Raw genomic sequence first — 22,203 nt, forward strand, 5'->3', positions numbered from 1 at the left:
GTATACCAGACTAGGCGCCTGTGGACGGGAGTAAATATGATATGGATTGCAAATGGACCGCGGTCATATGAAATGTAGTTCATAGGGAGGACCAATGCTTCAGATCGAGATCGAGGCCGTCTGGCGGTTTCGCCGGGAGGGCAATCCGCGCACCGCCGTCATCATGCTTGGCGTCCTCAACGAGATCAGGAGAACCGGGAAGATCACCAGCGCGGCCAAGGATGCGCACCTCTCCTATCGCCATGTCTGGAATCTGATCGAGCAATGGTCGGAGTTCTTCGGCACGCCGCTGGTGGAAACCCAGCGCGGCAAGGGCTCGAAACTCACGCCGTTCGGCGAGCGGCTGGTGTGGGCGGGCGAGCGCATGCAGGCCCGGCTCGGACCTCAGCTTGAGAATCTGGCACAGGAGCTGGCGAGCGAGATCAAGCCGTTCCTCGAGCAGCGCCCGTCGGTGATCCGCGTGCATGCCAGCCACGGTTTTGCGGTCGCAAAACTGCGCGAATTCCTCGACCGCGAGCCCGGCATCGGCGTCGATCTGCGCTATGTCAGCAACCAGCATTCGCTGGTCTCGCTGGCGCAGGGCGCCTGCGATCTCTCCGGCCTGCATCTGCCGCACGGCGCGCTGCGCGCCCAGGGCATCAAGGCTGCGCGCGAATGGCTCGATCCGCGCGAGGATCGCATCATCAGCTTCGTCACACGCGAAATGGGATTGATGGTCGCGCGCGGCAATCCGCTGCGCATTGCTTCGCTTGGTGATCTCACCGGACCCAAAGTCCGCTTCGTCAACCGCGACCACGATTCCGGCACGCGGCTTCTGTTCGACCAACTGCTTGCGGCAAACGGCATCGACGAGAGCAGGATCAACGGCGCGCAGCAGATCGAATTCACCCACGCCGCGGTCGCAGCCTATGTCGCGAGCGGCATGGCTGATGCGAGCTTCGGCGTCGAAGCCGCCGCCCGGCATTTCGGCCTCGATTTCATCCGGCTCCTGACCGAGGATTATTTCTTCGTCTGCAAGCGCGCGTTCCTGGACACCGGGCCGATGCAGCGCATCCTGGAGATCATCCGCAGCGCCGATTTTCGCGCAGCCATCGCCACCCTGCCCGGTTATGTGCCGTCGGATACGGGCACCGTCACCGGCGTGAAGGCATTTCTGGAGATGCACGCCGTGCGATGATGCCGGAGGATGCCATCGCCTTGTCCGCGCCGGTCAGATCGCCGGCTCGCCCTTGAGCGCCGACGTGACCCGCTCGCCCTGCGCGGTCAGCCGGTACGTCACCAGCGGACGGCTCGACGGCGGCTTTCGCGCGAGCTCGACGATGTAGCCGCGCACCATCAGGGCTTCGAAACTGCCGTAATAGCCGAACATGCTGATCTGGTTCTGCCTGAGCAGCTTGAACTCGCGCAAGAGCCGTATCTCGTTGCCCGACAGCAGCGACCGGCGCACGCGCTGAACGAACCGCGCGCGCTGCTCGAACCAGTTTTTATCCGGCAGTTCGTGCGAGGCTGGTGCGGGGGCCCGTTCGCAGGGACGCGCGTCCTGCGCAATCTCGACCATCACCTGCGGCAGGCACGGCATGCTGCTGGCGACAACCGCGTCCTTCGCAACGTCGAGCAACGCGAGCGGCCAGCGCCGCTTGTTGTCCACCATGACCGGCGGTGGCACGACGCTGTCGCGCACCAGCTGCTCGAAGCGTCCGGCGGTCACGCCGACATAGGCCGCCGCGCGACGGCGATCGACCAGACGCGTGTCCGGCGCGACCTCGCAAACAATGTTCTCGTCCACCCGGGATCCCCTGGCGCCTCGTTGCGCATGGCATGACGGCCCGACAGGACCGGCCAAGCCGGCGGCGAACCTAGGTGGGAGGAGCGCACTCGAAAAGCACAGAATTTCGTACACGTTGATGCCGTTTCGGCAACGGCTATAGTCCGGCCGGGGGTCCCATGCGATTTCACTCACCGGCCATCCAGTACTTCCACGCCGTCCGCCGCACCGGCTCGATCCGGGCCGCTGCGCGCATGCTGAACGTTGCCTCGTCGGCCGTAAGCCGCCAGATTCTCAAGCTTGAACAGGAGGTTGGGTCACCCTTGTTCGAGCGCAATGCGCGCGGCCTGACGCTGACGACGGTCGGCGAGATGTTGGCCCGGCACGTCATGAACGTGCTCCAGGACCTCGACCGCTTCCGCTCGGACGTCGCATCCCTGGCGGGGACTTGGCACGGCACCGTCAGCATTGCCTGCATCGAGTCGCTCACGGAGTCGGTGCTGCCCGACCTGATAGCCTCCCATCGCGGCCGCGCCCGGCGCGTCAGCTTCACCACCGAAGTGAAGGGATCGTCGGACGTGCTGGAGGCCCTGAGCCGCGGCGAGGCCGACATCGGCATCGCCATGGCGCTGCGGCATCCGCCGGACCTGCGCCAGGTCGCCTTGAAACGGTTTCGCCTGGGCGCGGTCGTCGCGCGCGAGCATCCACTGGCGCGCGGCAAGACGGTCACGCTGCCCCAATGTCTCGCCTTTCCCGTCATCCACGCGCTGCCGGAGCTGTCGATCTATCATCTGCTCCAGCCGCTGATCGCGCAGCTCTCCGAGACCCCGGAGCCGGCCATCCAGGCCAACTCGATCGACCTGATGCGCGAGCTCGCGGCGCGCGGCGTCGCTTCCAGACCCAGCTCGGCATCAGCAGGCTGTCGCGCGACAGCCGGCTCGTCTTCCTGCCGCTCGACAATGCCGGCAGCCCGGTGTGGTCAGATCTCGGCATCTACGTTCGCGCCGAGCGCACCCTCCCCGCTTACACGGAATCCTTCCTCCAGGAGCTGGTGCGCGAACTGGGCGAGCGCGAGCGGCGGGAAAACGCGGCGCATCCGCAGATCGCCTGATCAAACGCCGACGGTCTGACGTTCAGCCGTGGCCAGCCCCCTTGCGCTGGCCGCTATCGCCGAGGCGGTCGACCCAGGCGATGCCGATCGCGGAGATGATGAAGGTCAGGTGGATCAGCACCTGCCACATCACGCCGCTCTCGGTGAAATTGCTCCGCGTCGTGCCGAGATTGCCCGCCTCGATGAAGGTCCTGAGCAGCGAGATCGAGGAGATGCCGATGATCGCCATCGCAAGCTTGATCTTGAGCACGCTGGCATTGACGTGGCTGAGCCATTCCGGCTCGTCCGGATGACCGCTGAGGTTCAGGCGCGAGACGAAGGTCTCGTAACCGCCGACGATCACCATCACCAGCAGGTTCGAGATCATCACGACGTCGATCAGCCCGAGCACGACCAGCATGATCTGCTGCTCGCTGGCGTCGAACGAGTGCACGACCAGGTGCCAGAGCTCCTTCAGGAACAGCAGCACATAGACGGCCTGCGCGACGATGAGGCCGACATAAAGCGGGACCTGCAGCCAGCGCGAGCCAAAGATGAGTTGGGCAAACGGGCCGATTTGCGGCGCCGGCACGGAATCCGCCGAAGGTGCTTTGGGTTCGGACGTCATTGATCACTCCGGATGATGGACAGGCGCGTTGCCTCAGAGACTCGCGATCACAGGCGCGAGCTCGAGCGATCCGCGATAGATCATCTCGAAGGCGACGTAAACGATGATGGCGAGGCCGACATAGCCGATCCAGCGCTGCTTCTGGAGCACGCGGCCGAGCAAATCGGCGGCGACGCCCATCAACGCGACCGACAATAGCAGGCCGAAAGCGAGGATGTAGGGATGCTCGCGCGCAGCGCCCGCGACCGCGAGCACGTTGTCGAGCGACATCGAGACGTCGGCGGCGACGATCTGCACCGCCGCCTGCCTGAAGGTCTTTCGGGACGCAGGCGCAGCGCTGCTGCCGCCATGGCTGAACGCGAGTTCGTTCGCATGCGCGGACTGCTCGCGCAGCTCCCGCCACATCTTCCAGCACACCCAGAGCAGCAGCACGCCGCCGGCGAGCAATAGCCCGATCACTTGCAGAAGCTGGGTCGCGACGCCGGCAAAGACGATGCGCAGGGCGGTGGCGGCGATGATGCCGACGACGATGGCGCGCCGGCGCTGATCGGCCGGGAGGCCGGCTGCGGCAAGGCCGATGACGACGGCGTTGTCGCCGGCGAGCACGAGGTCGATCAGGACGACCTGAAGCAGCGCGGTCAGCGCTTCGGTGGTGATGAATTCAGTCATGATTGGTCATTTTTCGGTGCGGACGGATCGAGCCAGTGCGGCTTCTTCCGCTCGACCCAATCCAGAACCTTGGCGCGCCCGGAGCGCAGCGCGGGCACGTCTTCCGCGAGCAAAGCGAGGCCGAGCGGTAGCATCCAGACGCCGAGCACCGGCAGGAAGGAGAGCACGCCGCCGACAATCAGCAGCGCACCCGAAGGGATTCTCACCCAGCGGCTGGATGGCTTGAGCAGATAGGTGACGGTGTCGCCCATGCGCGGCGGCAGGCGACGGACAAGCTTGTCGAGGCGCGGGTCGCCGCCAGCCATCTGGCCGCTAGCGCCCGCAGTCCCTGTCTTATCCTCGTCCGAAACTACGCTCATGCTTACTCCTCGGCGGCGATGCGGTGTTCGGCGCGCACTGCACCCGGCGTCACCTGCTTTGCGCGCGGCAGCACCAGCGTCAGCAGGCGCAACAGCTTGATCGCCTGCACTTCGTGGGGATGCACGTCCTCGTCCGCGGCCGCGACGCGCTCCGACAGTTCCATCAAATGAGCCGACAGCGGCAGGTCTGAAACCGGACGCAAATTCTTGATCACCACATTGGCGAAATCCGGCTCCTCGAGTCGTTCAGCAAGCTCGTCGAACATCGCGTAGAGCCGGTCGTCCGAGATATGCGGCGCCAGCTTGCGATCCCGGATGAACCGGACGACCTCGTCGCGTTCGACCGGCGAAACTTGCCGGTCGGCGACGGCAACCAGCGCGCCGACGATCACCAGTGCCACCGCAGCCTGCTCGTTCAGGCTGGATGGCTCGGTGATCTCGATTTCGATCGGATTTGAATGCTTGGCGTCGGACATCGTTGCTCCCTTATCTTGCGAAAGACCGCACGGAGCTGCGATGGGGACGATTCGGTCGGAGAGACTCTCAAGAAGGCCCGACGATCGGCCGATCCATCGCATTCGCGCGGGACAGGTCATCCGACATCACGAGGTTTTGCCGACAGCGTCGACTTCCTCGCCAGAGGGGCCCGGATTCTTGTTCGTTTCACACATAAAGATGGGGCTGTCGGAATCAAGACGACGCGACTGCGACCAGCCGCCGCATCGGGTTCCGTGTTGCCACATTGGCTAAGCAGTTCTGCGCGCTCCGCACCTGCGATCATGTCTTTTACAGTCATCGCCCGCGCAGGCGGGCGATCCAGTACTCCGAGACGCCCGTAGTTTGTCGAGAAGCCGCAGCGTACTGGATTCCCCGCCTGCGCGGGGAATGACAGCGGAGTGCGGAGCACTCAGCCTACCCCACCCGCTCGACAAGATGCGCCCGCGAGGGCGACGGCTCGAACCTGTCGCCGAAATATTGAGTCTCGTGCGCCACGAGGCCGTCGCGGAATTCCATGATGCTCACTACGTAAGACGGCACCCCGTCATAGGTCAGCACGAATTCGCTCACCCAGAGATCGTTACTGCCGACGATCCGCCGAACCGTGAAGCGCTTCTTGTTCGGCTGCACGAACCGGCTCTCTTGAATCTTCCTGCGACCGCGAATGCGCTCGCCGGACTGCGGATAGTCGAGCACCGCGTCCTCGCGATAGATGTCGTGCTCGGCCTCGAAATCGTTCGCATCCGAAGCATCCCAATGGCGCTGGAGCGCGGCCAGCTTGCCCTGATCATCCATCGTGATCTCCCGTTGTACCGACTGCGTTTACGTTACGCATTTCAAATTGGCCTCAGGGCCGCCGGTGGCAAGGCTTGCTCGCAACGTCTAACAACGACTAACGAGCCAAAAACCCCATCCGGATGCAAGGATGACGGCAGAACCACGCAGCCAGATCGGGAACACGGAATGGCACGTCTGCTTTCGGTCAATGTCGGCCTGCCGCGCGACGTCGCTTGGCAGGGTCGGACCGTCCACACCGGCATCTGGAAGGCACAGGTCACAGGCCCGCGCAGGGTGCGCCGGCTCAACATCGATGGCGACGGCCAGGGCGATACGGCCGGTCATGGCGGCGAACATCGTGCCGTATTCGTCTATCAGGATGAATCCTATCGGTACTGGCAGGAGCATCCGGGTCGATCCAACCTCGTTCATGGCCAGTTCGGCGAGAACTTTACGGTCGAGGGCCTCGCCGACACCAACGTGTGCATCGGAGACCGCTACAGGATCGGCTCCGCGGTGTTCGAAGTGACGCAGCCGCGCGTCACCTGCTACCGTCTCGGCATTCGCATGGACGAGCCGGACATGGCCGCGCTGCTCGTCAGGCACGGGCGGCCCGGATTTTATTTCCGTGTGATCGAGGAAGGCGACGTCGAAGCCGGTGACGAGATCACACAGATCGCTGTGGGACCCGAGCGCATGAGCGTGTTCGAGATCAATGCGCTGCTTTACCTGCCGCCTCATCCGCGCGAACGCCTGGAGCGCGCGCTGCGGATTCCCGCGCTGAGCCGCGGCTGGCGCCGTTCTTTCGAGGCGCTGCTCGAGCAGCAGAAGGACAACAAGACCGCGGGAAACGCCGGGCTTGGGCCGGCGGCGAGCCCAACTCCGGCCTGGCGCGGATTCCGCTCCTTTCGCGTGGCGCGAAAGATCGCCGAAAGCGGCAACGTGACGTCGCTGATCCTCGAACCCGCCGACGGACATCCCGTGGCGGCCGCCCTGCCCGGTCAATTCGTCGTCATCAAGCTCGAGCCCTCCGGTGCGCAGGCGATGACACGCAGCTATTCGCTGTCGGGCGGCGCCGATGCCGCGTCCTATCGCGTCAGCATCAAGCGCGAAGTTCACGGCGCCGCCAGCCGTTACATTGCCGACGAGCTGCTGGCCGGCGCTGCCGTGCAACTAGGTGCGCCACGCGGCAGTTTCACGCTCCGGCAAGATGCACGCCCCGTCATCCTGTTGAGCGCCGGCATCGGCGTCACCCCTTTGCTCGCAATGCTTCACGCGCTCGCCGCCGAAGCGACGACGCGGGACGTGTGGTGGCTGCACGGCGCTCGCAATGGCCGCGAACATGCGTTCGCCGCCGAGGCGCGCGAATTGCTAGGTGGGCTCTCTCGTCACCATAGCCACGTCTGCTACAGCGCGCCTGACCCGGACGATCGTCTCAATGTGGCGTTCGACACAGCCGGACATCTCGACGCACGCCTGCTCCAGACCCTGAGCGTGCCGCGTGACGGCGATTTCTATCTGTGCGGACCGGCAGGTTTCATGAACGATCTGAAAGCTGGCCTCACCACGTTGGGCGTCGCACCGGATCGCATCCACACCGAATTGTTCGGCGCCGGACCGTCCTTGACGCCCGGCATAGCGTCCTCCCCGCAGAAGCGGGCGCACCCGCCGATCGGTGCCCCCGGCCCCGGCCCGATGGTTTCGTTCGCCCGGAGTGGCCTCAATGTCCGCTGGGGACCATCCTATGCCAGCCTGCTGGAATTGGCCGAGGCGTGCGACGTCCCCGTGCGCTGGTCGTGCCGGACCGGCGTCTGCCACAATTGCGAGAGCGGGTTGATCGCGGGGACGGTTGACTATGCGCCGGATCCGCTCGATCCGCCCGCGGACGGCAATGTCCTGATCTGCTGCTCACGACCCCGAAACGACGTCGTGGTTGATCTGTAAAAGTGGGAGAGCGCAATGCGACCTGACATGATGCCGGGAGTAACCTTCCCGGATTACGAACTCAGCGACCACACCGGCAAGCACCGGAAGCTCTCCGAACTGCAGGCGGGCGATCCAATGGTGCTCGTGCTCGGCCGCGGCGGATTTTGTCCCAAGGATCGTCGCCAGGCCGAAGGCTTGCTGCAACTCCATCGCGAGATGGAGGTGGGCTATTGCCGGATGGTCACGATCACGACCGACAACATCACCCAGACCAGCGAATATCGCAGCGGCGTCGGAGCGCACTGGCCCTTTCTCTCGGATTCGCGGCGCCTCGTTCAGAAGGATCTCGACATCGCCGAATACACCGACCCCGTCCATAATCCGATGATTCCGCACGTGATCGTGCTCGAGCCCGGCCTCGTCATTCACAAGATCTACAACGGCTACTGGTTCTTCGGCCGTCCAACCGTCGAAGAGCTCCGCCAGGACCTCAGGGCAGTCGGCATGAAGTGCCGGCCGGATTGGGACATCGCGGCGCCCGGCCTCAGGGCACTGTGGGACCAGGGCCGCAGGGAGCATTTTCATCCCTACGGCAAGGCTTACGTCGAAACTCTCGGCGAACGGGATTAGAACCACATTCCGACATCGTCCGCCCGGGCGAATGCCGGTTCGGAATGTGGATGATCCAGATGAAGACCAATCCCGACCGCATGGGCGCGCGCCAGATCTACGAGGCTTTGAGAGATCAGATCCTGGCGAGGGTGTATGGGATCGACGGGGTGCTGCCGTCCTCCCGCGCGCTGGCCGGTGAGATGGGCGTGGCGCGCTCGACCGTCACGATCGCCTACGAACAGCTCGCCGCCGAAGGCTTCATCGAGACACGCCATGGCGCGCGACCGCGTGTGGCTCGCGCCGTCGTCGAGCGAGGACGCACGCGCGTAGTGTCGCGGCCGTCGGCGCGGAAGGTGCGGCTGTCGGCCTTCGGGAGCCGGTTGCTTCAAGACCCGCCGCGCTGGTCTGAGCCGCCGCGCGGGCTCGTCGCGAACTTCCGCTATGGCGAGCTCGCGCCGTCGGATTTCCCGGTACTGGCATGGAAAAAGGCCGTGACCGCTGCGATGGCGCGCAAGCCCGAACGGCTGGCCTATGACGATCCCTGCGGAGCGCTGCGGCTGCGGACCGCGCTTCAAGGCTATCTGTGGCGGTCGCGTAGCGTCCGCTGCGAGGTCGATCAGATCGTGGTCGTGAACGGCTCGCAGCAGGGCCTCGACATCTGCGCGCGCCTGCTGCTCGATGCCGGCGACCGCTTCGTGATGGAGGATCCCGGCTACCAGATGGCGCGGCATACTTTCGCAGCAACGGGCGCCGAGGCGATCCCGATTCCCGTCGACGTGGACGGACTGGAGACAGCGCGGCTCGATGGCGTCGAAGCCCGCCTCGCCTATGTCACGCCGTCGCACCAATATCCGCTCGGCGGCGTCATGCCGATCGGCCGCCGGCACCAATTGCTCGCCTGGGCCAGGGCAAACGACGCCTACGTGATCGAGGACGATTACGACAGCGAGTATCGCTACGATACCAAGCCGATCCCGCCGCTGCACGCGCTGGAAGGCGGCGGCAATGTGATCTATCTCGGCACCGTCTCCAAGACGCTCTCGCCGACCTTGCGGATCGGCTTTCTGGTGGTGCCCTCCGCCCTGCGATCCCTGATCGCCGCCGCCAAGCAGATCATGGACCGGCACACGCCGCTGATCGAACAGGACGCTCTCGCGTCGATGCTGGAAAGCGGCGCCTATGACGGCCACATCAGGCGCGTGCGCCGGCGCAACGCCGAACGCCAGCGGGCGCTGCTCGACGCGCTTCGCCGCAGGTTCGGGGACCGCGTCCGGATCGAGGGCACGGCCGCCGGCCTGCACATCGTGGCGTGGTTCGACGACCTGCCGCAGAAGCGAGAGGACGCGTTGATCAAGGCGGCCCATGCAAAGGGCGTCGGCATCTATTCCGTCTCTGCGCTGTTCGTCGGACCTCGCCGACCGCGGAAGACGGTCGGCCTCGTCATGGGCTATTCGGCATTGGAGGTGGCACAGATCGAGCGCGGCTGCAGGCTTCTCGCACAAGCCGTCGCCAAACTGGACTGATCAAATAGACGATAACTGGCAGTTTCTTACAGGCCAGATTCCGGCTATCTCCAGAGCAACACCGGAGATAGACATGTACATCCCTCCCGCCTTCAAGGACGACATCGAGAGCATCCGAGCGACCATTCGCGGCGCCCGCCTCGCCAGCCTGGTCACGGCCACCAGCGAAGGCCCCGTCGCCACGCCGCTGCCGCTGCTTCTCGACGAGAGCGAAGGCGAACATGGCGTGCTGTACGGACATGTGGCGAAAGCCAACCCGCAATGGAAACTGCCGCCGATCGGAGATGCGCTGGCGATCTTCAGCGGTCCCGACGCCTATGTGACGCCGTCCTGGTACGCGACCAAGCAGGAAACCGAAAAGGTCGTGCCGACCTGGAACTACGTCGCGGTGCATGCCTACGGCCCGGTCGAATTCTTCCAGGAGCCCGAGCGCCTGCTCGACGCCGTGACGCGGCTCACGAATAGGCATGAAGGATCGCGTGCAAAGCCGTGGGCCGTTACCGATGCCCCCGAAGATTTCATCGCAACTCAGCTGCGCGGAATCGTCGGCGTGCGGATTCCCGTCGTGCGGTTCGAAGGCAAGCGCAAGATGAGCCAGAACCGTCCCGAGGCTGACCGTGTCGGCGTCGCGCAAGGTCTCGCAGCGAGCGAGAACGCTGGTGATCGCGAGGTTGCGCCATTGATTCCGGTTCCGGTTTAGTAGCCACTTGGTTCCCGACACTCGCTGTCGGGAACCATCGTCCTGTCAGGTTCGTTGTTACATTTCAGCAAGCATCTCCTGACGGAATTCCTATGTGCCGCTGGATCGCATACCGGGGCGAGACCACGTCCTTCGAGCCCTATGTCACCGAGCCCGAGCATTCGCTCATCGCGCAAAGCATCCGCTCGCTCCAGTCGACGGCGGGCTCGAATGGCGACGGCTTTGGTCTCGGCTGGTACGGTGAGCATCCGGAGCCTGGTCTTTATCGTGAAACACGCCCCGCTTGGTCGGACGAAAATCTCCGCTACCTCTGCCGCCATTTGCGCTCGCATCTGTTCTTCGCCCATGTGCGCGCCGCCACCGGCACGGCAGTGACGCGGCAGAACTGCCATCCCTTTGCCTGCGGCCAGTGGATGTTCATGCACAATGGTTTCGTCGGCAGCTGGAATCGCCTACGGCGCAAGGTCGAGGCGCTGATCCCCGATGCCTACTACCCCTCGCGGACAGGCACGACCGATTCGGAAGCCGTGTTTCTCGCCATGATGGGCGCGGGTCTCGACGCCGATCCGCTCGGCGCAACGCATCGCGTGCTGCGAGCCCTCGTCGGCCTCGTCAACGAAGGCGAGCTTCGTGAGCGGCTACGCTTCACCAGCGCCATCGCCAACGGCCGGGATCTCTATGCCTTCCGGGTTGCGGTCAACGATGCCGCCAACACGCTCTATTTCCGCGAGGCTGGCGGCCAAGTCATCGTCGTCTCCGAGCCGTTCGACAAGGAAACAGACTGGACGGAAGTGCCCGCGAATCACGCGCTGGTCGCACGTGCGTCCGAGAGCGCGAAAATTGTTCCGTTCGATCTTGCAATTTCCAGTGAGGTCGACGCGGAACCCGCTCCTGCCAGAAGGATTATCGCCCGCGGGTAAATACCTTGGCCGGGTGGCACGATGACATTGGCGTCAGACGTCTTGAAACTGCTGCGGCTTGATTCCTCCGAGGACAGGCAGCACCTCGTCATTCGCTCGGCCGGCGGACGCGGCAAGGCTGCGGAATATTCGTTCGGTATCGAGGAGGAATACTTCCTCGCCGATCGCCGCAGCCTGGAGGTCGCGATCCAGACCCCCAATGAGCTATTCGAATCTGCGAATTGGTCGACAGGCGGCCAGGCGATGCGGGAGATGTTACAGTCGCAGCTCGAGGTCGCCACCAACGTGCATGTCGACGTCGCCGACGCGCGCGAAGAGCTTCGCTTCCTGCGTCGCGAAGTCGCAAACGTCGCGGCACAATACGGCTTCGTGATCATGGCCTGCGGCACGCACCCGACCGCGGTCTGGCGCATGTCGCAGCCGAGCCCGAAGCCACGCTACGAGGAGATGATTGAGGATCTGCGCAGCATCGGCCACCGCAACCTGATGTGCGGCATGCACGTGCACGTCCAGTTGCCCGATCCCGAAAAGCGCATGGCGGTGATGCGAGCGATGCTGCCGCATCTGCCCTTGTTCATCGCCCTGTCGGCCTCCTCCCCGTTCTGGAATTCACACAAGACCGGACTGAAGGGCTATCGGCTCGCCGCCTATTCCGAGCTGCCGCGCACTGGCCTGCCCGAATTATTCGAGAGCCGGCAGGATTACGACGAATATGTCGGCGCGTTGCAGCGCTCGGGCGTGATCCCCGATGAAAGTCACATCTGGTGGGCCATGCGCCCCTCGATGAAGCACCCGACCCTCGAGCTGCGTGCGCCCGATACCTGCACCTTCGTCGACGACGCCGTTGCCATTGCCTCGCTCTATCGCTGCCTGACCCGCTATCTCTACCTGCGACCTCATCTCTCGAAAGAGGTCACCGCGGTCGAACGCGCAATTGCGGTGGAAAACAAATGGCGCGCCCAGCGCTACGGCACCGATTGCATCTTTGCCTCCAAGGACGGGCCGGTCGAGATCTCCGAGCTGCTCTCCCGTGTGATCGAGGACATCGCCGAAGACGCCGCCGCGCTGAACTGCATGGCCGAGGTCGAACACTGTCGCACCATCGTCGAACGCGGCAGCTCGGCCGAATTCCAGCTTCGCGCCTTCCGCGACAATGCGGAAGACATCGCCGCCGTGTCGCGCTGGATCGCAGACGCGACGATCTCGGGCACGAGCACCCCCGCCGCAGGCGTTCCCGCGCCTTCATAGCGCCCGCGCAAGCTTCGCGAGCAACAATGTCGGTCCTGAATGCGTAAGGTCGCGGAGAGAACGATGAATCACGTCAAATGTTGCGCTGGCTGTGGCCATGGCCTCATTCCGATGCTCTCGGCCAAAGGGCGCGCGGAGCTCAGCTGCCTCTGGTGCGAGCTCATCGAGGCGCGTGCAGTGGACATGGCGAAGTGGGCTGACAGCCCGTACGGCAAGCCCGAGCGGACCGTCCGTCGAGCTTTCGAATGAACGGCTTCAGACACCCGGCCGCCGACTTCTCCTGATCGGCGCAGCTGCGCATCCGCGCCAGAATGCCGCCAAATTAGACAAGACACGTCTCGTCACCAGGATTGCAGACTGGGCGAACAAGGCCATGCAGGCTGGTCAAGCGTGTCATCTAACCTCAAGTGCAACCTCGATTTTTCATCGCGTGGCGGCGAGTCGCAAAGCCTTGCGTGCCGCGCACCGCCTCGACTGGCCTAAAATTCGCAAGGCAGCATCAGGCCTGATCCCCTGCTCTCAGCAAGATGCGTGCGCCGAGACAGGGTGAGCGGGCCAGATCGGAGAATGCCATGAACGTGCATGCCACCGGCGATCTCAAATTCACCGGCCTCACCCGCCCGGACGGCGCGCCCCTTCGCCTCAACGATCAGGAGTTCGTGGCGATCGATCGCGACCGGAATGCGAAGTTCGAGGCAACGTACCGGCCGCAGGCCCTCTACAATCGCGCCAACGAGGGTTTCCACGCCAACAACGAAACCTTCCTGCTGCACGAGGTCGCGACCAATCTGCCGATCTATCTGCCCGACACCGGCCCTACCGACTTCCATCTTCATCTGCCGCCGGGCGGCTTTCAGCTCGTGCTGGTCACGTCGGGCGCGTTCACGTTCGACTATGACGGGCGCTTCTATAATGTCGGCCCCGGCGCGGTGATGCTGCAAAGCGCGATCGTGCACCGACAGCTGTTCTACACCTGGTCGGGACTGTCGACCGAAGAGAATCTGAAGACGCCGCAGACGGTGGTGCCGGATCCAATCTCGATGGGCTATTCGGGCAAATTCCTCGAAGCCTTCATCACTGACCCGACGACGTTTCCAAACCCGACCATCGTCGGTCCGGACCAGATCAACGAAGCCGAGACGCCGCGGGTGGCATGGAGCCACTCTCTGCATGATCGCCCGGTCGATGCAGGCTTCTGGCTCCAGGACCCCTTGGCGCTGGATGCGCTGTTCAAGCCGCTCACCGACAGCCCGATCAAATCGGCCATGCCGGTTTACGTGCGCGATATCGGGATCGAGGCTCCGAGCGGTCACCTCGTCGCCGGCCACATCATCGCAACCGATCCGCGCGGCCAATCGCTCTTGTCCAAGAGCACGTCGTCAGCGGCGGACACCACATGTTTCGCCAAGGGCGAGGTCGTGATCTACCGCGTGATCCGCGGCACGGCCGAATTCAGGAACAAGACTGGCGAGACCTTTGAGCTCGCGGCCGGCGATGTGGTGACGGCGGGCAAGAACGCCACAAGCCTCGTCGGTGTTGGTGAGAACACGCAGGTCCTTCGGCTCGGCCTTCTCAAGGGCATGAACGACCTCCGCAGCTGGACGCCGACGCAACGCGACGAGATCGACGGCCTCGCCGGTCAGATCATCACGCAGAAGGACATCCGTCCGCTGCGCACCGAGGGCAAGCCGGTCGGATACCTGTACGGCTGAGCGGAGTTACTCCGCCGCTTGGCGGACGTGGCGGGCGGTCGGGGTGCGCATGGTGACGAGCTCTTCGGACGCGGTCGGATGCAGCGCGATCGTCGCGTCGAAATCGGCCTTGGTCGCCTTCATCTTCACCGCAATCGCGACTGCCTGCGTGATCTCGGCTGCGGCATCGCCGACGATGTGACAGCCGAGCACACGGTCGGTTGAACCATCGACGACGAGCTTCATCAGCACGCGGGTATCGCGGCCCGACATCGTCGCCTTGATGGGCCGGAACGTGGTCTTGTAAATGTCGATATGGCTGAATTGCGCGCGGGCTTCCGTCTCGGTCAGGCCGACGGTGCCGACCTCCGGCTGCGAGAACACGGCGGTCGGGATGTTGGCGTGATCGACCTGCACCTCGCGCTTGCCGAACACGCTGTCGGCGAACGCATGGCCCTCGCGGATCGCGACCGGCGTCAGGTTGAAGCGATGGGTGACGTCGCCGATCGCGTAGATGCTGTCGACCGAGCTCTTGGAGAAATGGTCGACCGCGATGCCGCCGTTCCGCGGGTTGATGGCGACGCCGGCCTTCTCCAGGCCGAGATTGGCGACCGCGGGATGGCGGCCGATCGCGAACATCACCTGGTCGGAGGCAAGGCTCGATCCGTTCGACAGATGCGTGGTGAATTCCTCGCCGTGCCGATCGACCTTCGTCACCGTGCAGCCGGTCAGGATGGTGATGCCCTGCTTCTCCATCTCGGCGCGGACATGGGCGCGAACATCCTCGTCGAAGCCGCGAAGAATGTTGTCGCCGCGATAGATGACTGTGACGTCGGAGCCGAAGCCGGCGAAGATGCCGGCGAACTCCAGCGCGATGTAGCCGCCGCCCTGGATCACGATCCGCTTCGGCAGCTTGGCCAGGTGAAACGCCTCGTTGGAGGAGATCACGTGCTCGATGCCGGGAATCGGAGCGCCGTGATTGGGCGCGCCGCCGGTGGCGATCAAAATGTATTTTGCAGTGATCTTCCGGTCGTTCTCGAGCAGGCGGACGGTGTGCTTGTCCTCGATCACCGCGCGGCTCTTGACGATTTGCGCGCCCGACTTCTCGACATTGGCGGTGTAAGCCGCCTCCAGACGCGCGATCTCCTTGTCCTTGTTGGCGATCAGCGTCGGCCAGTCGAAGGTCGCAGACGGAACGGTCCAGCCAAAGCCGGCGGCGTCCTCGATCTCATGGCGGAAATGCGAGCCGATGACGAACAGCTTCTTCGGCACACAGCCGCGGATCACGCAGGTCCCGCCCATGCGGTACTCTTCCGCGATCATGACGCGGGCGCCGTAGCCGGCCGCGATGCGGGCGGCGCGCACGCCGCCCGAACCGCCACCGATGACAAAGAGGTCGACGTCGAATTCAGCCATTGTCCACTCCGACCTCTTTCAGAACATGATCCGGATTCCGATCAGATAGGGACTGTCAGATCTCCTTGCCACGCTTGCGCATCTCGGCGCGGAAGGCACCCATCACGGTCTCGGAGAAGTTCTGAGCCCAGGAGTTCATGAAGGCCATGCTCAGCCCGATCGCGCGCGGCTCGGCTTCGATCAGCTTCTTGCCCAGCGGCGACTTGTAGAAGGTGACGAGATCCTTCAGCTCCTGCTCGGTGAACTCGCTGGCATAGACCTGCGCCATGCCTTCTCCGATCTCCTTTTCGCGGCCTGCCAGCTGCTGGTTGACGACCCCGGCGACCTCGGTGAGATCCTTCTGATAGTTGAGGTTTTGCTGGATCAGCGCGATCCTGGTCTTATCGACCAGGCCGGGCACGGCGTTGGCATACATCGCACTGGCGCTCTTGATCGCGAGGATCTCCTTGGCGGCCGCGATGGCCGTCGGCGACGATTTCGGCGGAGCCGCCTGCTGGGCCCCGGCCGGGGCGACCGAGAGGGCCAGTCCCACAGCGAGGGTCGCGACCGGCAACAATTTCAAAACGCTCTTCATTCCTAGTCTCCTTTCGGCTTTCGCCGTTCAATCACGCGAATTCCCTCGCCACCCGCCAAGACAGCCGAGCTGGCCAAGCCGATGAACAAACCATGCTCGACGACGCCGGGGATCGCGCTCAACGCCGTGGCGAGGCGGGCGGGATCCTCAATCTTTTCGAGCTGGGCATCGAGGATCCAGTGGCCGCCATCGGTGACGAAAACGTGGCCGTCCTTGCCGTTGCGGACCGCCATCTGCCCGGAAACGCCGCATTCCGCAAACGCCTTCTCGATCGCGCGTCGCGTTGCGCCGAGCCCGAACGGGATGACCTCGACCGGCAGCGGAAAGCGGCCGAGTGTCGGGACCCATTTGGTGTCGTCGGCAATCACGATCATGCGATCCGAGGCGGCCGCGACGATCTTCTCGCGCAACAGCGCACCGCCGCCGCCCTTGATCAGATTGAGTTCGGGATCGATCTCGTCGGCGCCGTCGACGGTGATGTCGAGATGATCGATCTGATCCAGCGTGGTCAGCGGCACGCCGCAGCGGATTGCATCGAGACGCGTCGCCTCGGAGGTCGGCACGCCGATCACTTTCAGTCCGGCGCGGACCCGCTCGCCGAGCAGCTCGACGAAATGTTTTGCAGTCGAGCCGGTACCGAGCCCGAGTTGCATGCCGTCACGGACGTCCTCGAGGGCGCGCGCCGCAGCCTGCCGCTTCAACTGGTCCATGTTCACGTTGCGCCGTCCCTGAATTACGAGTGTGCTGCCTCATAGGCTCGCGGCGGCCTGTGTAGCCTCGTTTTCCCTCGGAGAACAGGGTCTGGGGGAACCGGCCTCCGGACCCACCTTATAAGGTGATCTTATGGCTTCGGCCCTTGCGCGGGCGGGGCCGGGCCGGTAGCGCTGGACCATGACCCCCTCCCACACCATCGTCTTCGATCTCGACGGCACGCTTGTGGATACGGCGCCCGACCTGATCACCGCGCTCAATTACGTGCTCGACCGCGAAGGGCTGCCGCCCGTGCCGATGGCCTCGGCCCGCAACATGATCGGCGCCGGCGCCCGCAAGCTGATCGAGCGGGGGCTGGAGGCCGAGGGCCGCAGCGTCACGGTTGCCGACATGGACCGGATGACGGCCGATTTCATCGGCTATTACGCCGACAATATCGCCGTCGAATCCCGGCCCTTCGAGGGTCTGGAGGCCGCGCTCGACCATTTTGCAGCCCAGGGCCATCGCCTTGCGGTCTGCACCAACAAGCTGGAATGGTTGTCGAAGCGCCTGCTGGATCAGCTCGACCTGAGCCGGCGCTTCGCCGCGATCTGCGGCGCTGACACTTTTGGCGTCCAGAAGCCCGATCCGACCATTTTCCGGGAAACGGTGGCGCGGGCCGGCGGCGAGGTGAAAGCCAGCATCATGGTCGGCGACGCCGGACCCGATGTCGGCGTGGCCCGGCGCGCCGGAGTTCCCGTGATCGGGGTCAGCTTCGGCTATACGGACGTCCCGATTGCCGAGTTGAAGCCGGACCGGCTGATCCATCACATGCGCGACCTGCCGGCAGCCGCCAGCAGCCTGATGACCGCGCAGGCAGGTCTCAAGTAGCTGAGATAGCTTAGTTATTCCACGGAATCCCGCTTTAACCATCTACTAACGATGTGCGGCCGGCCGGTTGCTCGTTCGGAACGACACTCCTAAGTTTGTCCGGGGATGTGGCGGTTCGTCGCAGTAGAAGTGGATGGTCATGCGTCGTGTCATTGCGATTGCGCTAGCTGGGGTCAGTCTCTTGGGAGCAGCGACCCTTGCCGGCTGCTCCTCGATGTCTTCGACGTCCTGGGACATGTTCAAATCGGCCCCGCCGACCGTGCAGGTCCGGCTCGAATCCAATCCCCCGGGTGCTGACGCCACGACCTCACTGGGTGCCGGCTGCAAGACGCCCTGCTCCGTCGCGGTTCCCGCCCCCGACGCCCCCTTCACGGTCGCTTTCGCGCTCCCAAAATACCAGCCGGTGAGCGTACCGGTGAATGTCATCAAGAATCCCGGCGACCTCACCACGCCCGCCTCGATCACCACCGACCCCAACCCGATTTTCGCGGAGCTCCAGCCGGCCGTTCCGCCAAGACCGGTCCGCAAGCCGCACCGCCCGAAGAAACCGAAACCGGCGGCGGCCGCGGTCGCCCCGGCTGCTGCCGCACCGGCTGCGGGCTCGCCTTTCCCCGATCCGAACGCGGGCAAGCGCTGACCTCCGTCATCCCCCATTTGTCTCTGACGCATTCGATGCTTAGATTGCTTCCAGGACACCGCTGAAGCAAAACTGCTCGCGTTGCCGCAAGTGACAAGGCATTTGGTATGAACGGACTTTCCGCGAGCCCCCTGTCGAGCACGATGACCGATCCGTTCGGACGGACCATCTCGTATTTGCGCGTCTCCGTCACCGACCGCTGCGACCTGCGCTGCTTCTACTGCATGTCGGAAGACATGACGTTCCTGCCCAAGGCGGACCTGCTGACGCTGGAGGAACTCGATCGGCTCTGCTCGGCCTTCATTGCCAAGGGTGTGAAGAAGCTGCGGCTCACCGGCGGCGAACCGCTGGTCCGCCGTAACGTGATGACGCTGGTGCGCTCGCTGTCGCGGCACCTCAAGAGCGGCGCGCTGAGCGAGCTGACGCTGACCACCAACGGCACCCAGCTTGCGAAACATGCCAGCGAACTCGCTGATTGCGGCGTCCGCCGCATCAACGTTTCGCTCGACACGCTCGATCCGCAGAAGTTTCGCGAGATCACCCGCTGGGGCGAGATCGACAAGGTGCTGGAAGGCATCGAGGCCGCACGCGCCGCGGGCCTCGCAGTCAAGATCAACGCCGTTGCGCTGAAGAACCTCAACGAGGACGAACTTCCCGACCTGATGCGCTGGGCCCACGGCAAGGGCATGGGGCTGACGCTGATCGAGGTCATGCCGATGGGCGAGATCGGATCGGGACGAATCGACCAATATCTGCCGCTGTCGCTGGTTCGCGCGCGCCTTGCCCAGCAGTTCACGCTGACCGATCTGGCCGAGAGCACCGGGGGGCCGGCGCGCTATGTCAGCGTCGCCGAGACCGGCGGCAAGCTCGGCTTCATCACCCCGATGACCCATAATTTCTGCGAATCCTGCAATCGCGTGCGCGTCACTTGCACGGGAACGTTGCACACCTGCCTCGGCCACGAGGATGCCTCCGATTTGCGCAAACCTCTGCGTGCATCGGACGACGATTCGCTGCTTGCGGATGCGATCGACCGCGCCATTGGGCTGAAGCCCAAGGGCCACGATTTCATTATCGACCGCCGCCACGACCGCCCCAGCGTCTCCAGGCACATGAGCGTCACCGGCGGCTAACATCGGCTGGCCGGCCGCGGCTTATTCCCCTTAACTATCAACAAACTTCCGATTGACTGGCGGCACGCTCGCTGGTTTGGTGCGGCAGCCTCATGCCTGCGCGGCGAGACAAGCCAACGCGCCCACTCGGCGCAGTCAAGACGGCCGGGGCAAATCGGGGAGGACCAATCTTGCAAGCGCTCCTGAAGCTGAGCAATGGAATTGACGCGTTCACACGTTGGACGGGCAAGCGTCTGGCTTGGCTGATCCTGCTCGCCGTCGTCATCTCGGCGCTGAATGCGATCATCCGAAAGACATTGGACACGTCCTCCAACTCGTGGCTCGAGCTGCAATGGGTGCTTTTCAGCATCGTGTTCCTGCTATGCGCGTCCTGGACGCTGCTCGACAACGAGCACATCCGGATCGACATCTTCAATAGCATGATGCCGAAACGGGCTCGCAACATCATCGACATCATCGGGCACATCTTCTTCCTGATCCCGCTGACCGTTGTCATGATCGTGACCGGAATACCGTTCTTCCTGCGCTCGCTCCAGATCAACGAGCAATCCGGCAATGCGGGCGGCCTGCCACAATGGCCGGCAAAAGCGCTGATCATGATCGGCTTCGCCCTCCTGCTCGTTCAAGGCATCTCCGAGCTGATCAAGCGAATCGCGATCATGCGCGGCATGATCCCGGACCCACACGAGTCGCAGGTGTCCGCACTGGAGGCCGAGGTCGAGCACCTCGTCGAAGCGATCGAAAAGAAGTAGCCGTTGGCGACGGTTTAGGGGGAAGTCATGACCGCGTTTATTATCGCCAATCTGGCGCCCATCATGTTCGCGACGCTCGTCGTCGTGCTGCTGCTCGGCTATCCGGCGGCATTTTCGCTCGGCGCAGTAGGCCTGTTCTTCGCCATCATCGGCGTTCAGCTCGGACAATTTCACCCGGACTTTCTCCAGGCCCTGCCGGAGCGCGTCTACGGCGTGATGAACAACGACACGCTGCTCGCCATTCCCTTCTTCACCTTCATGGGACTGGTGCTCGAGCGCTCCGGCATGGCCGAGGATCTGCTCGACACCATCGGCCAGTTGTTCGGCACCATCCGTGGCGGCCTCGCCTACGCGGTGGTTTTCGTCGGCGCCCTGCTTGCGGCGACGACCGGCGTCGTGGCGGCCTCGGTGATCTCGATGGGCCTGATCTCGCTGCCGATCATGCTGCGTTACGGCTACGACCGCCGCGTGGCGACCGGCATCATCGCGGCCTCCGGCACGCTGGCGCAGATCATTCCGCCCTCACTCGTCCTGATCGTGATGGCCGACCAGCTCGGCAAGTCGGTCGGCGACATGTACGAGGGCGCATTCATTCCGGGCCTGGTGCTCGCCGGCCTCTATGCAGGTTACGCGTTCCTCGTGACCATGATTTTCCCGAAGGCGGCGCCGGGTCTTCCCAAGGAGGCGATCGGCTTCCGCGAGGAGAGCGGCGACCGCGGCCTCAAGTCGCTCGGCGTGCTGTTCCTGGCGAGCTGCGTCTTCGGCTGGTTCATGATGCGGAATTCGGAGACACACGGCGCCGACTTCGTCGTGCTCAGCATGTTCTTCGGCATTCTCTTCGCGTTCTTCGTCGCCATCGCGAACTGGGTCCTCGACAAGCTGACGGGCTACCGCTTCCTCTCGAAGATGGCGCAACAGACCACCTTCGTCATGGTGCCCCCGCTATTCCTGATCTTCCTGGTGCTGGGCACGATCTTCATCGGCGTCGCGACGCCCACCGAAGGCGGTGCGATGGGTGCAGCCGGCGCCCTCATTCTCGGAGCCGCGAAGCGGCGGCTGACCTGGGACCTGATCCGTCAGGCTACCGAATCGACGGCGAAGCTGTCCGCGTTCGTCGTCTTCATCCTGGTCGGGGCACGCGTGTTCTCGCTCACCTTCTACGGCGTCAGCGGCCATGTCTGGGTCGAGCACCTGCTGACATCCCTGCCCGGCGGCCAGATCGGCTTCCTGATCTTCGTCAACGCCTTCGTGTTCGTGCTGGCGTTCTTCCTCGACTTCTTCGAGCTTGCCTTCATCGTGATCCCGCTGCTCGGGCCGGCTGCCGAGCATCTCGGCATCGACCTGATCTGGTTCGGTGTCATCCTCGGCGTCAACATGCAAACGTCATTCATGCATCCGCCGTTCGGATTTGCGCTGTTCTATTTGCGCTCGGTCGCGCCGAAGGAGCGCTATACCGACCGCGTCACCGGCAAACGCATGGAGCCGGTCACGACGGGACAGATCTATTGGGGTGCGGTGCCGTTCGTCGTCATCCAGCTCGTCATGGTGCTGCTCGTGATCATGTTCCCGTCGATGGTGATGCACTACAAGGGTGTGCAGTCCACCGTCGATCCCAACAGCATCAAGATCGACATTCCCCAGATCGATCTGCCGCCGCTCGACTTCGGCCAGCCGAAACAATAGCGCCCGGCCCGCCTACAAAAA

23 protein-coding genes are annotated in these 22,203 nt (G+C 64.0%); 14 read left to right on the forward strand and 9 right to left on the reverse strand.

Annotated features, from left to right (window positions below; all coding sequences use genetic code 11):
- Positions 1 to 94 precede the first annotated feature (94 nt).
- A complete protein-coding gene (locus IVB07_RS23200; RefSeq protein ID WP_018459359.1) occupies positions 95 to 1,177 on the forward strand; it encodes a substrate-binding domain-containing protein in 1,083 nt (360 codons plus the stop codon).
- Between the two features lie 33 nt (positions 1,178 to 1,210).
- Here IVB07_RS23200 and IVB07_RS23205 read toward each other — a convergent pair whose 3' ends face one another.
- Positions 1,211 to 1,786: a hypothetical protein gene (locus IVB07_RS23205; RefSeq protein WP_018459360.1), complete on the reverse strand. Its 576-nt coding sequence runs from the start codon at positions 1,784 to 1,786 to the stop codon at positions 1,211 to 1,213.
- Between the two features lie 158 nt (positions 1,787 to 1,944).
- Here IVB07_RS23205 and IVB07_RS23210 point away from each other — a divergent pair, with 158 nt between their 5' ends.
- On the forward strand, positions 1,945 to 2,895 hold the full coding sequence (locus IVB07_RS23210) for a LysR family transcriptional regulator (RefSeq protein WP_245288533.1): 951 nt from the start codon (positions 1,945 to 1,947) through the stop codon (positions 2,893 to 2,895).
- Positions 2,896 to 2,898: 3 nt separating this feature from the next.
- Here IVB07_RS23210 and IVB07_RS23215 read toward each other — a convergent pair whose 3' ends face one another.
- The 5 genes from IVB07_RS23215 to IVB07_RS23235 form a co-directional block, all read right to left on the reverse strand.
- Positions 2,899 to 3,483: a TIGR00645 family protein gene (locus IVB07_RS23215; protein WP_018459361.1), complete on the reverse strand. Its 585-nt coding sequence runs from the start codon at positions 3,481 to 3,483 to the stop codon at positions 2,899 to 2,901.
- A gap of 33 nt (positions 3,484 to 3,516) precedes the next feature.
- Positions 3,517 to 4,152, reverse strand: coding sequence for a TerC family protein (locus IVB07_RS23220; RefSeq protein ID WP_018459362.1), 636 nt, complete (start codon positions 4,150 to 4,152; stop codon positions 3,517 to 3,519).
- The gene (locus IVB07_RS23225) at positions 4,149 to 4,511 is read right to left on the reverse strand and encodes a hypothetical protein (protein ID WP_026233786.1); all 363 of its coding nucleotides are present in this window, start codon (positions 4,509 to 4,511) and stop codon (positions 4,149 to 4,151) included. Before IVB07_RS23225 ends, IVB07_RS23220 begins: the two co-directional genes overlap by 4 nt.
- Before the next feature lie 2 nt (positions 4,512 to 4,513).
- Positions 4,514 to 4,987, reverse strand: coding sequence for a tellurite resistance TerB family protein (locus IVB07_RS23230; RefSeq protein ID WP_018459364.1), 474 nt, complete (start codon positions 4,985 to 4,987; stop codon positions 4,514 to 4,516).
- Positions 4,988 to 5,423: 436 nt separating this feature from the next.
- Entirely contained in the window at positions 5,424 to 5,804 is a 381-nt protein-coding gene (locus IVB07_RS23235) for a nuclear transport factor 2 family protein (protein WP_018459365.1), read from the reverse strand.
- A gap of 168 nt (positions 5,805 to 5,972) precedes the next feature.
- Here IVB07_RS23235 and IVB07_RS23240 point away from each other — a divergent pair, with 168 nt between their 5' ends.
- From IVB07_RS23240 to IVB07_RS23270, 7 genes are all read left to right on the forward strand, one after another.
- A complete protein-coding gene (locus tag IVB07_RS23240) occupies positions 5,973 to 7,730 on the forward strand; it encodes an MOSC and FAD-binding oxidoreductase domain-containing protein (RefSeq protein WP_018459366.1) in 1,758 nt (585 codons plus the stop codon).
- A gap of 15 nt (positions 7,731 to 7,745) precedes the next feature.
- Positions 7,746 to 8,342 carry a redoxin domain-containing protein gene (locus IVB07_RS23245; protein ID WP_026233787.1) on the forward strand — a complete coding sequence of 199 codons (597 nt, stop codon included), beginning with the start codon at positions 7,746 to 7,748 and terminating at the stop codon, positions 8,340 to 8,342.
- Between the two features lie 50 nt (positions 8,343 to 8,392).
- Entirely contained in the window at positions 8,393 to 9,847 is a 1,455-nt protein-coding gene (locus tag IVB07_RS23250) for a PLP-dependent aminotransferase family protein (RefSeq protein ID WP_026233788.1), read from the forward strand.
- A gap of 73 nt (positions 9,848 to 9,920) precedes the next feature.
- Complete coding sequence (locus IVB07_RS23255) at positions 9,921 to 10,547, forward strand: FMN-binding negative transcriptional regulator (RefSeq protein WP_018459369.1); 627 nt, start codon at positions 9,921 to 9,923, stop codon at positions 10,545 to 10,547.
- 92 nt (positions 10,548 to 10,639) lie between these two features.
- Complete coding sequence (locus IVB07_RS23260) at positions 10,640 to 11,467, forward strand: class II glutamine amidotransferase (RefSeq protein WP_018459370.1); 828 nt, start codon at positions 10,640 to 10,642, stop codon at positions 11,465 to 11,467.
- Positions 11,468 to 11,488: 21 nt separating this feature from the next.
- On the forward strand, positions 11,489 to 12,715 hold the full coding sequence (locus tag IVB07_RS23265; protein WP_026233789.1) for a carboxylate-amine ligase: 1,227 nt from the start codon (positions 11,489 to 11,491) through the stop codon (positions 12,713 to 12,715).
- Between the two features lie 572 nt (positions 12,716 to 13,287).
- Positions 13,288 to 14,427 carry a hypothetical protein gene (locus IVB07_RS23270; RefSeq protein ID WP_018459373.1) on the forward strand — a complete coding sequence of 380 codons (1,140 nt, stop codon included), beginning with the start codon at positions 13,288 to 13,290 and terminating at the stop codon, positions 14,425 to 14,427.
- 6 nt (positions 14,428 to 14,433) lie between these two features.
- Here the strand turns inward: IVB07_RS23270 and gor are convergent, their stop codons facing one another.
- The 3 genes from gor to rpiA are packed head-to-tail and all read right to left on the reverse strand — an operon-like array spanning position 14,434 to position 17,112.
- Entirely contained in the window at positions 14,434 to 15,822 is a 1,389-nt protein-coding gene (gor, locus tag IVB07_RS23275; protein WP_018459374.1) for a glutathione-disulfide reductase, read from the reverse strand.
- Between the two features lie 55 nt (positions 15,823 to 15,877).
- Positions 15,878 to 16,396 (reverse strand): DUF2059 domain-containing protein, encoded by a 519-nt coding sequence (locus IVB07_RS23280; RefSeq protein WP_018459375.1) that lies wholly within the window; start codon positions 16,394 to 16,396, stop codon positions 15,878 to 15,880.
- A gap of 2 nt (positions 16,397 to 16,398) precedes the next feature.
- Positions 16,399 to 17,112 (reverse strand): ribose-5-phosphate isomerase RpiA, encoded by a 714-nt coding sequence (rpiA, locus tag IVB07_RS23285; protein ID WP_026233791.1) that lies wholly within the window; start codon positions 17,110 to 17,112, stop codon positions 16,399 to 16,401.
- Positions 17,113 to 17,287: 175 nt separating this feature from the next.
- On the opposite strand from rpiA, the gene IVB07_RS23290 reads away from it, so the two are divergent.
- The 5 genes from IVB07_RS23290 (at position 17,288) to IVB07_RS23310 (ending at position 22,182) form a co-directional block, all read left to right on the forward strand.
- Positions 17,288 to 17,977, forward strand: coding sequence for an HAD-IA family hydrolase (locus tag IVB07_RS23290; RefSeq protein ID WP_018459377.1), 690 nt, complete (start codon positions 17,288 to 17,290; stop codon positions 17,975 to 17,977).
- A gap of 139 nt (positions 17,978 to 18,116) precedes the next feature.
- Positions 18,117 to 18,614 carry a hypothetical protein gene (locus IVB07_RS23295; protein ID WP_026233794.1) on the forward strand — a complete coding sequence of 166 codons (498 nt, stop codon included), beginning with the start codon at positions 18,117 to 18,119 and terminating at the stop codon, positions 18,612 to 18,614.
- Between the two features lie 107 nt (positions 18,615 to 18,721).
- Complete coding sequence (gene moaA / locus IVB07_RS23300) at positions 18,722 to 19,747, forward strand: GTP 3',8-cyclase MoaA (RefSeq protein WP_018459379.1); 1,026 nt, start codon at positions 18,722 to 18,724, stop codon at positions 19,745 to 19,747.
- Between the two features lie 170 nt (positions 19,748 to 19,917).
- Positions 19,918 to 20,499, forward strand: a complete 582-nt coding sequence (locus IVB07_RS23305; RefSeq protein WP_018459380.1) for a TRAP transporter small permease subunit — start codon at positions 19,918 to 19,920, stop codon at positions 20,497 to 20,499.
- A gap of 27 nt (positions 20,500 to 20,526) precedes the next feature.
- Entirely contained in the window at positions 20,527 to 22,182 is a 1,656-nt protein-coding gene (locus IVB07_RS23310; RefSeq protein WP_018459381.1) for a TRAP transporter large permease subunit, read from the forward strand.
- Positions 22,183 to 22,203 lie beyond the last annotated feature (21 nt).

Origin of the sequence: Bradyrhizobium sp. 172 (assembly GCF_023101065.1) — a bacterium.
Lineage (GTDB): Bacteria > Pseudomonadota > Alphaproteobacteria > Rhizobiales > Xanthobacteraceae > Bradyrhizobium > Bradyrhizobium canariense_D.

What these genes read in the sequence shown, in the direction of transcription:
- IVB07_RS23200 (WP_018459359.1), top strand. Translation starts at nt 95, where the DNA reads ATGCTTCAGATCGAGATCGAGGCCGTCTGGCGGTTTCGCCGGGAGGGC.
- IVB07_RS23210 (WP_245288533.1), top strand. Translation starts at nt 1,945, where the DNA reads ATGCGATTTCACTCACCGGCCATCCAGTACTTCCACGCCGTCCGCCGC.
- IVB07_RS23215 (WP_018459361.1), bottom strand. Translation starts at nt 3,483, where the DNA reads ATGACGTCCGAACCCAAAGCACCTTCGGCGGATTCCGTGCCGGCGCCG.
- IVB07_RS23220 (WP_018459362.1), bottom strand. Translation starts at nt 4,152, where the DNA reads ATGACTGAATTCATCACCACCGAAGCGCTGACCGCGCTGCTTCAGGTC.
- IVB07_RS23225 (WP_026233786.1), bottom strand. Translation starts at nt 4,511, where the DNA reads ATGAGCGTAGTTTCGGACGAGGATAAGACAGGGACTGCGGGCGCTAGC.
- IVB07_RS23230 (WP_018459364.1), bottom strand. Translation starts at nt 4,987, where the DNA reads ATGTCCGACGCCAAGCATTCAAATCCGATCGAAATCGAGATCACCGAG.
- IVB07_RS23235 (WP_018459365.1), bottom strand. Translation starts at nt 5,804, where the DNA reads ATGGATGATCAGGGCAAGCTGGCCGCGCTCCAGCGCCATTGGGATGCT.
- IVB07_RS23240 (WP_018459366.1), top strand. Translation starts at nt 5,973, where the DNA reads ATGGCACGTCTGCTTTCGGTCAATGTCGGCCTGCCGCGCGACGTCGCT.
- IVB07_RS23245 (WP_026233787.1), top strand. Translation starts at nt 7,746, where the DNA reads ATGCGACCTGACATGATGCCGGGAGTAACCTTCCCGGATTACGAACTC.
- IVB07_RS23250 (WP_026233788.1), top strand. Translation starts at nt 8,393, where the DNA reads ATGATCCAGATGAAGACCAATCCCGACCGCATGGGCGCGCGCCAGATC.
- IVB07_RS23255 (WP_018459369.1), top strand. Translation starts at nt 9,921, where the DNA reads ATGTACATCCCTCCCGCCTTCAAGGACGACATCGAGAGCATCCGAGCG.
- IVB07_RS23260 (WP_018459370.1), top strand. Translation starts at nt 10,640, where the DNA reads ATGTGCCGCTGGATCGCATACCGGGGCGAGACCACGTCCTTCGAGCCC.
- IVB07_RS23265 (WP_026233789.1), top strand. Translation starts at nt 11,489, where the DNA reads ATGACATTGGCGTCAGACGTCTTGAAACTGCTGCGGCTTGATTCCTCC.
- IVB07_RS23270 (WP_018459373.1), top strand. Translation starts at nt 13,288, where the DNA reads ATGAACGTGCATGCCACCGGCGATCTCAAATTCACCGGCCTCACCCGC.
- gor (WP_018459374.1), bottom strand. Translation starts at nt 15,822, where the DNA reads ATGGCTGAATTCGACGTCGACCTCTTTGTCATCGGTGGCGGTTCGGGC.
- IVB07_RS23280 (WP_018459375.1), bottom strand. Translation starts at nt 16,396, where the DNA reads ATGAAGAGCGTTTTGAAATTGTTGCCGGTCGCGACCCTCGCTGTGGGA.
- IVB07_RS23290 (WP_018459377.1), top strand. Translation starts at nt 17,288, where the DNA reads ATGACCCCCTCCCACACCATCGTCTTCGATCTCGACGGCACGCTTGTG.
- IVB07_RS23295 (WP_026233794.1), top strand. Translation starts at nt 18,117, where the DNA reads ATGCGTCGTGTCATTGCGATTGCGCTAGCTGGGGTCAGTCTCTTGGGA.
- moaA (WP_018459379.1), top strand. Translation starts at nt 18,722, where the DNA reads ATGAACGGACTTTCCGCGAGCCCCCTGTCGAGCACGATGACCGATCCG.
- IVB07_RS23310 (WP_018459381.1), top strand. Translation starts at nt 20,527, where the DNA reads ATGACCGCGTTTATTATCGCCAATCTGGCGCCCATCATGTTCGCGACG.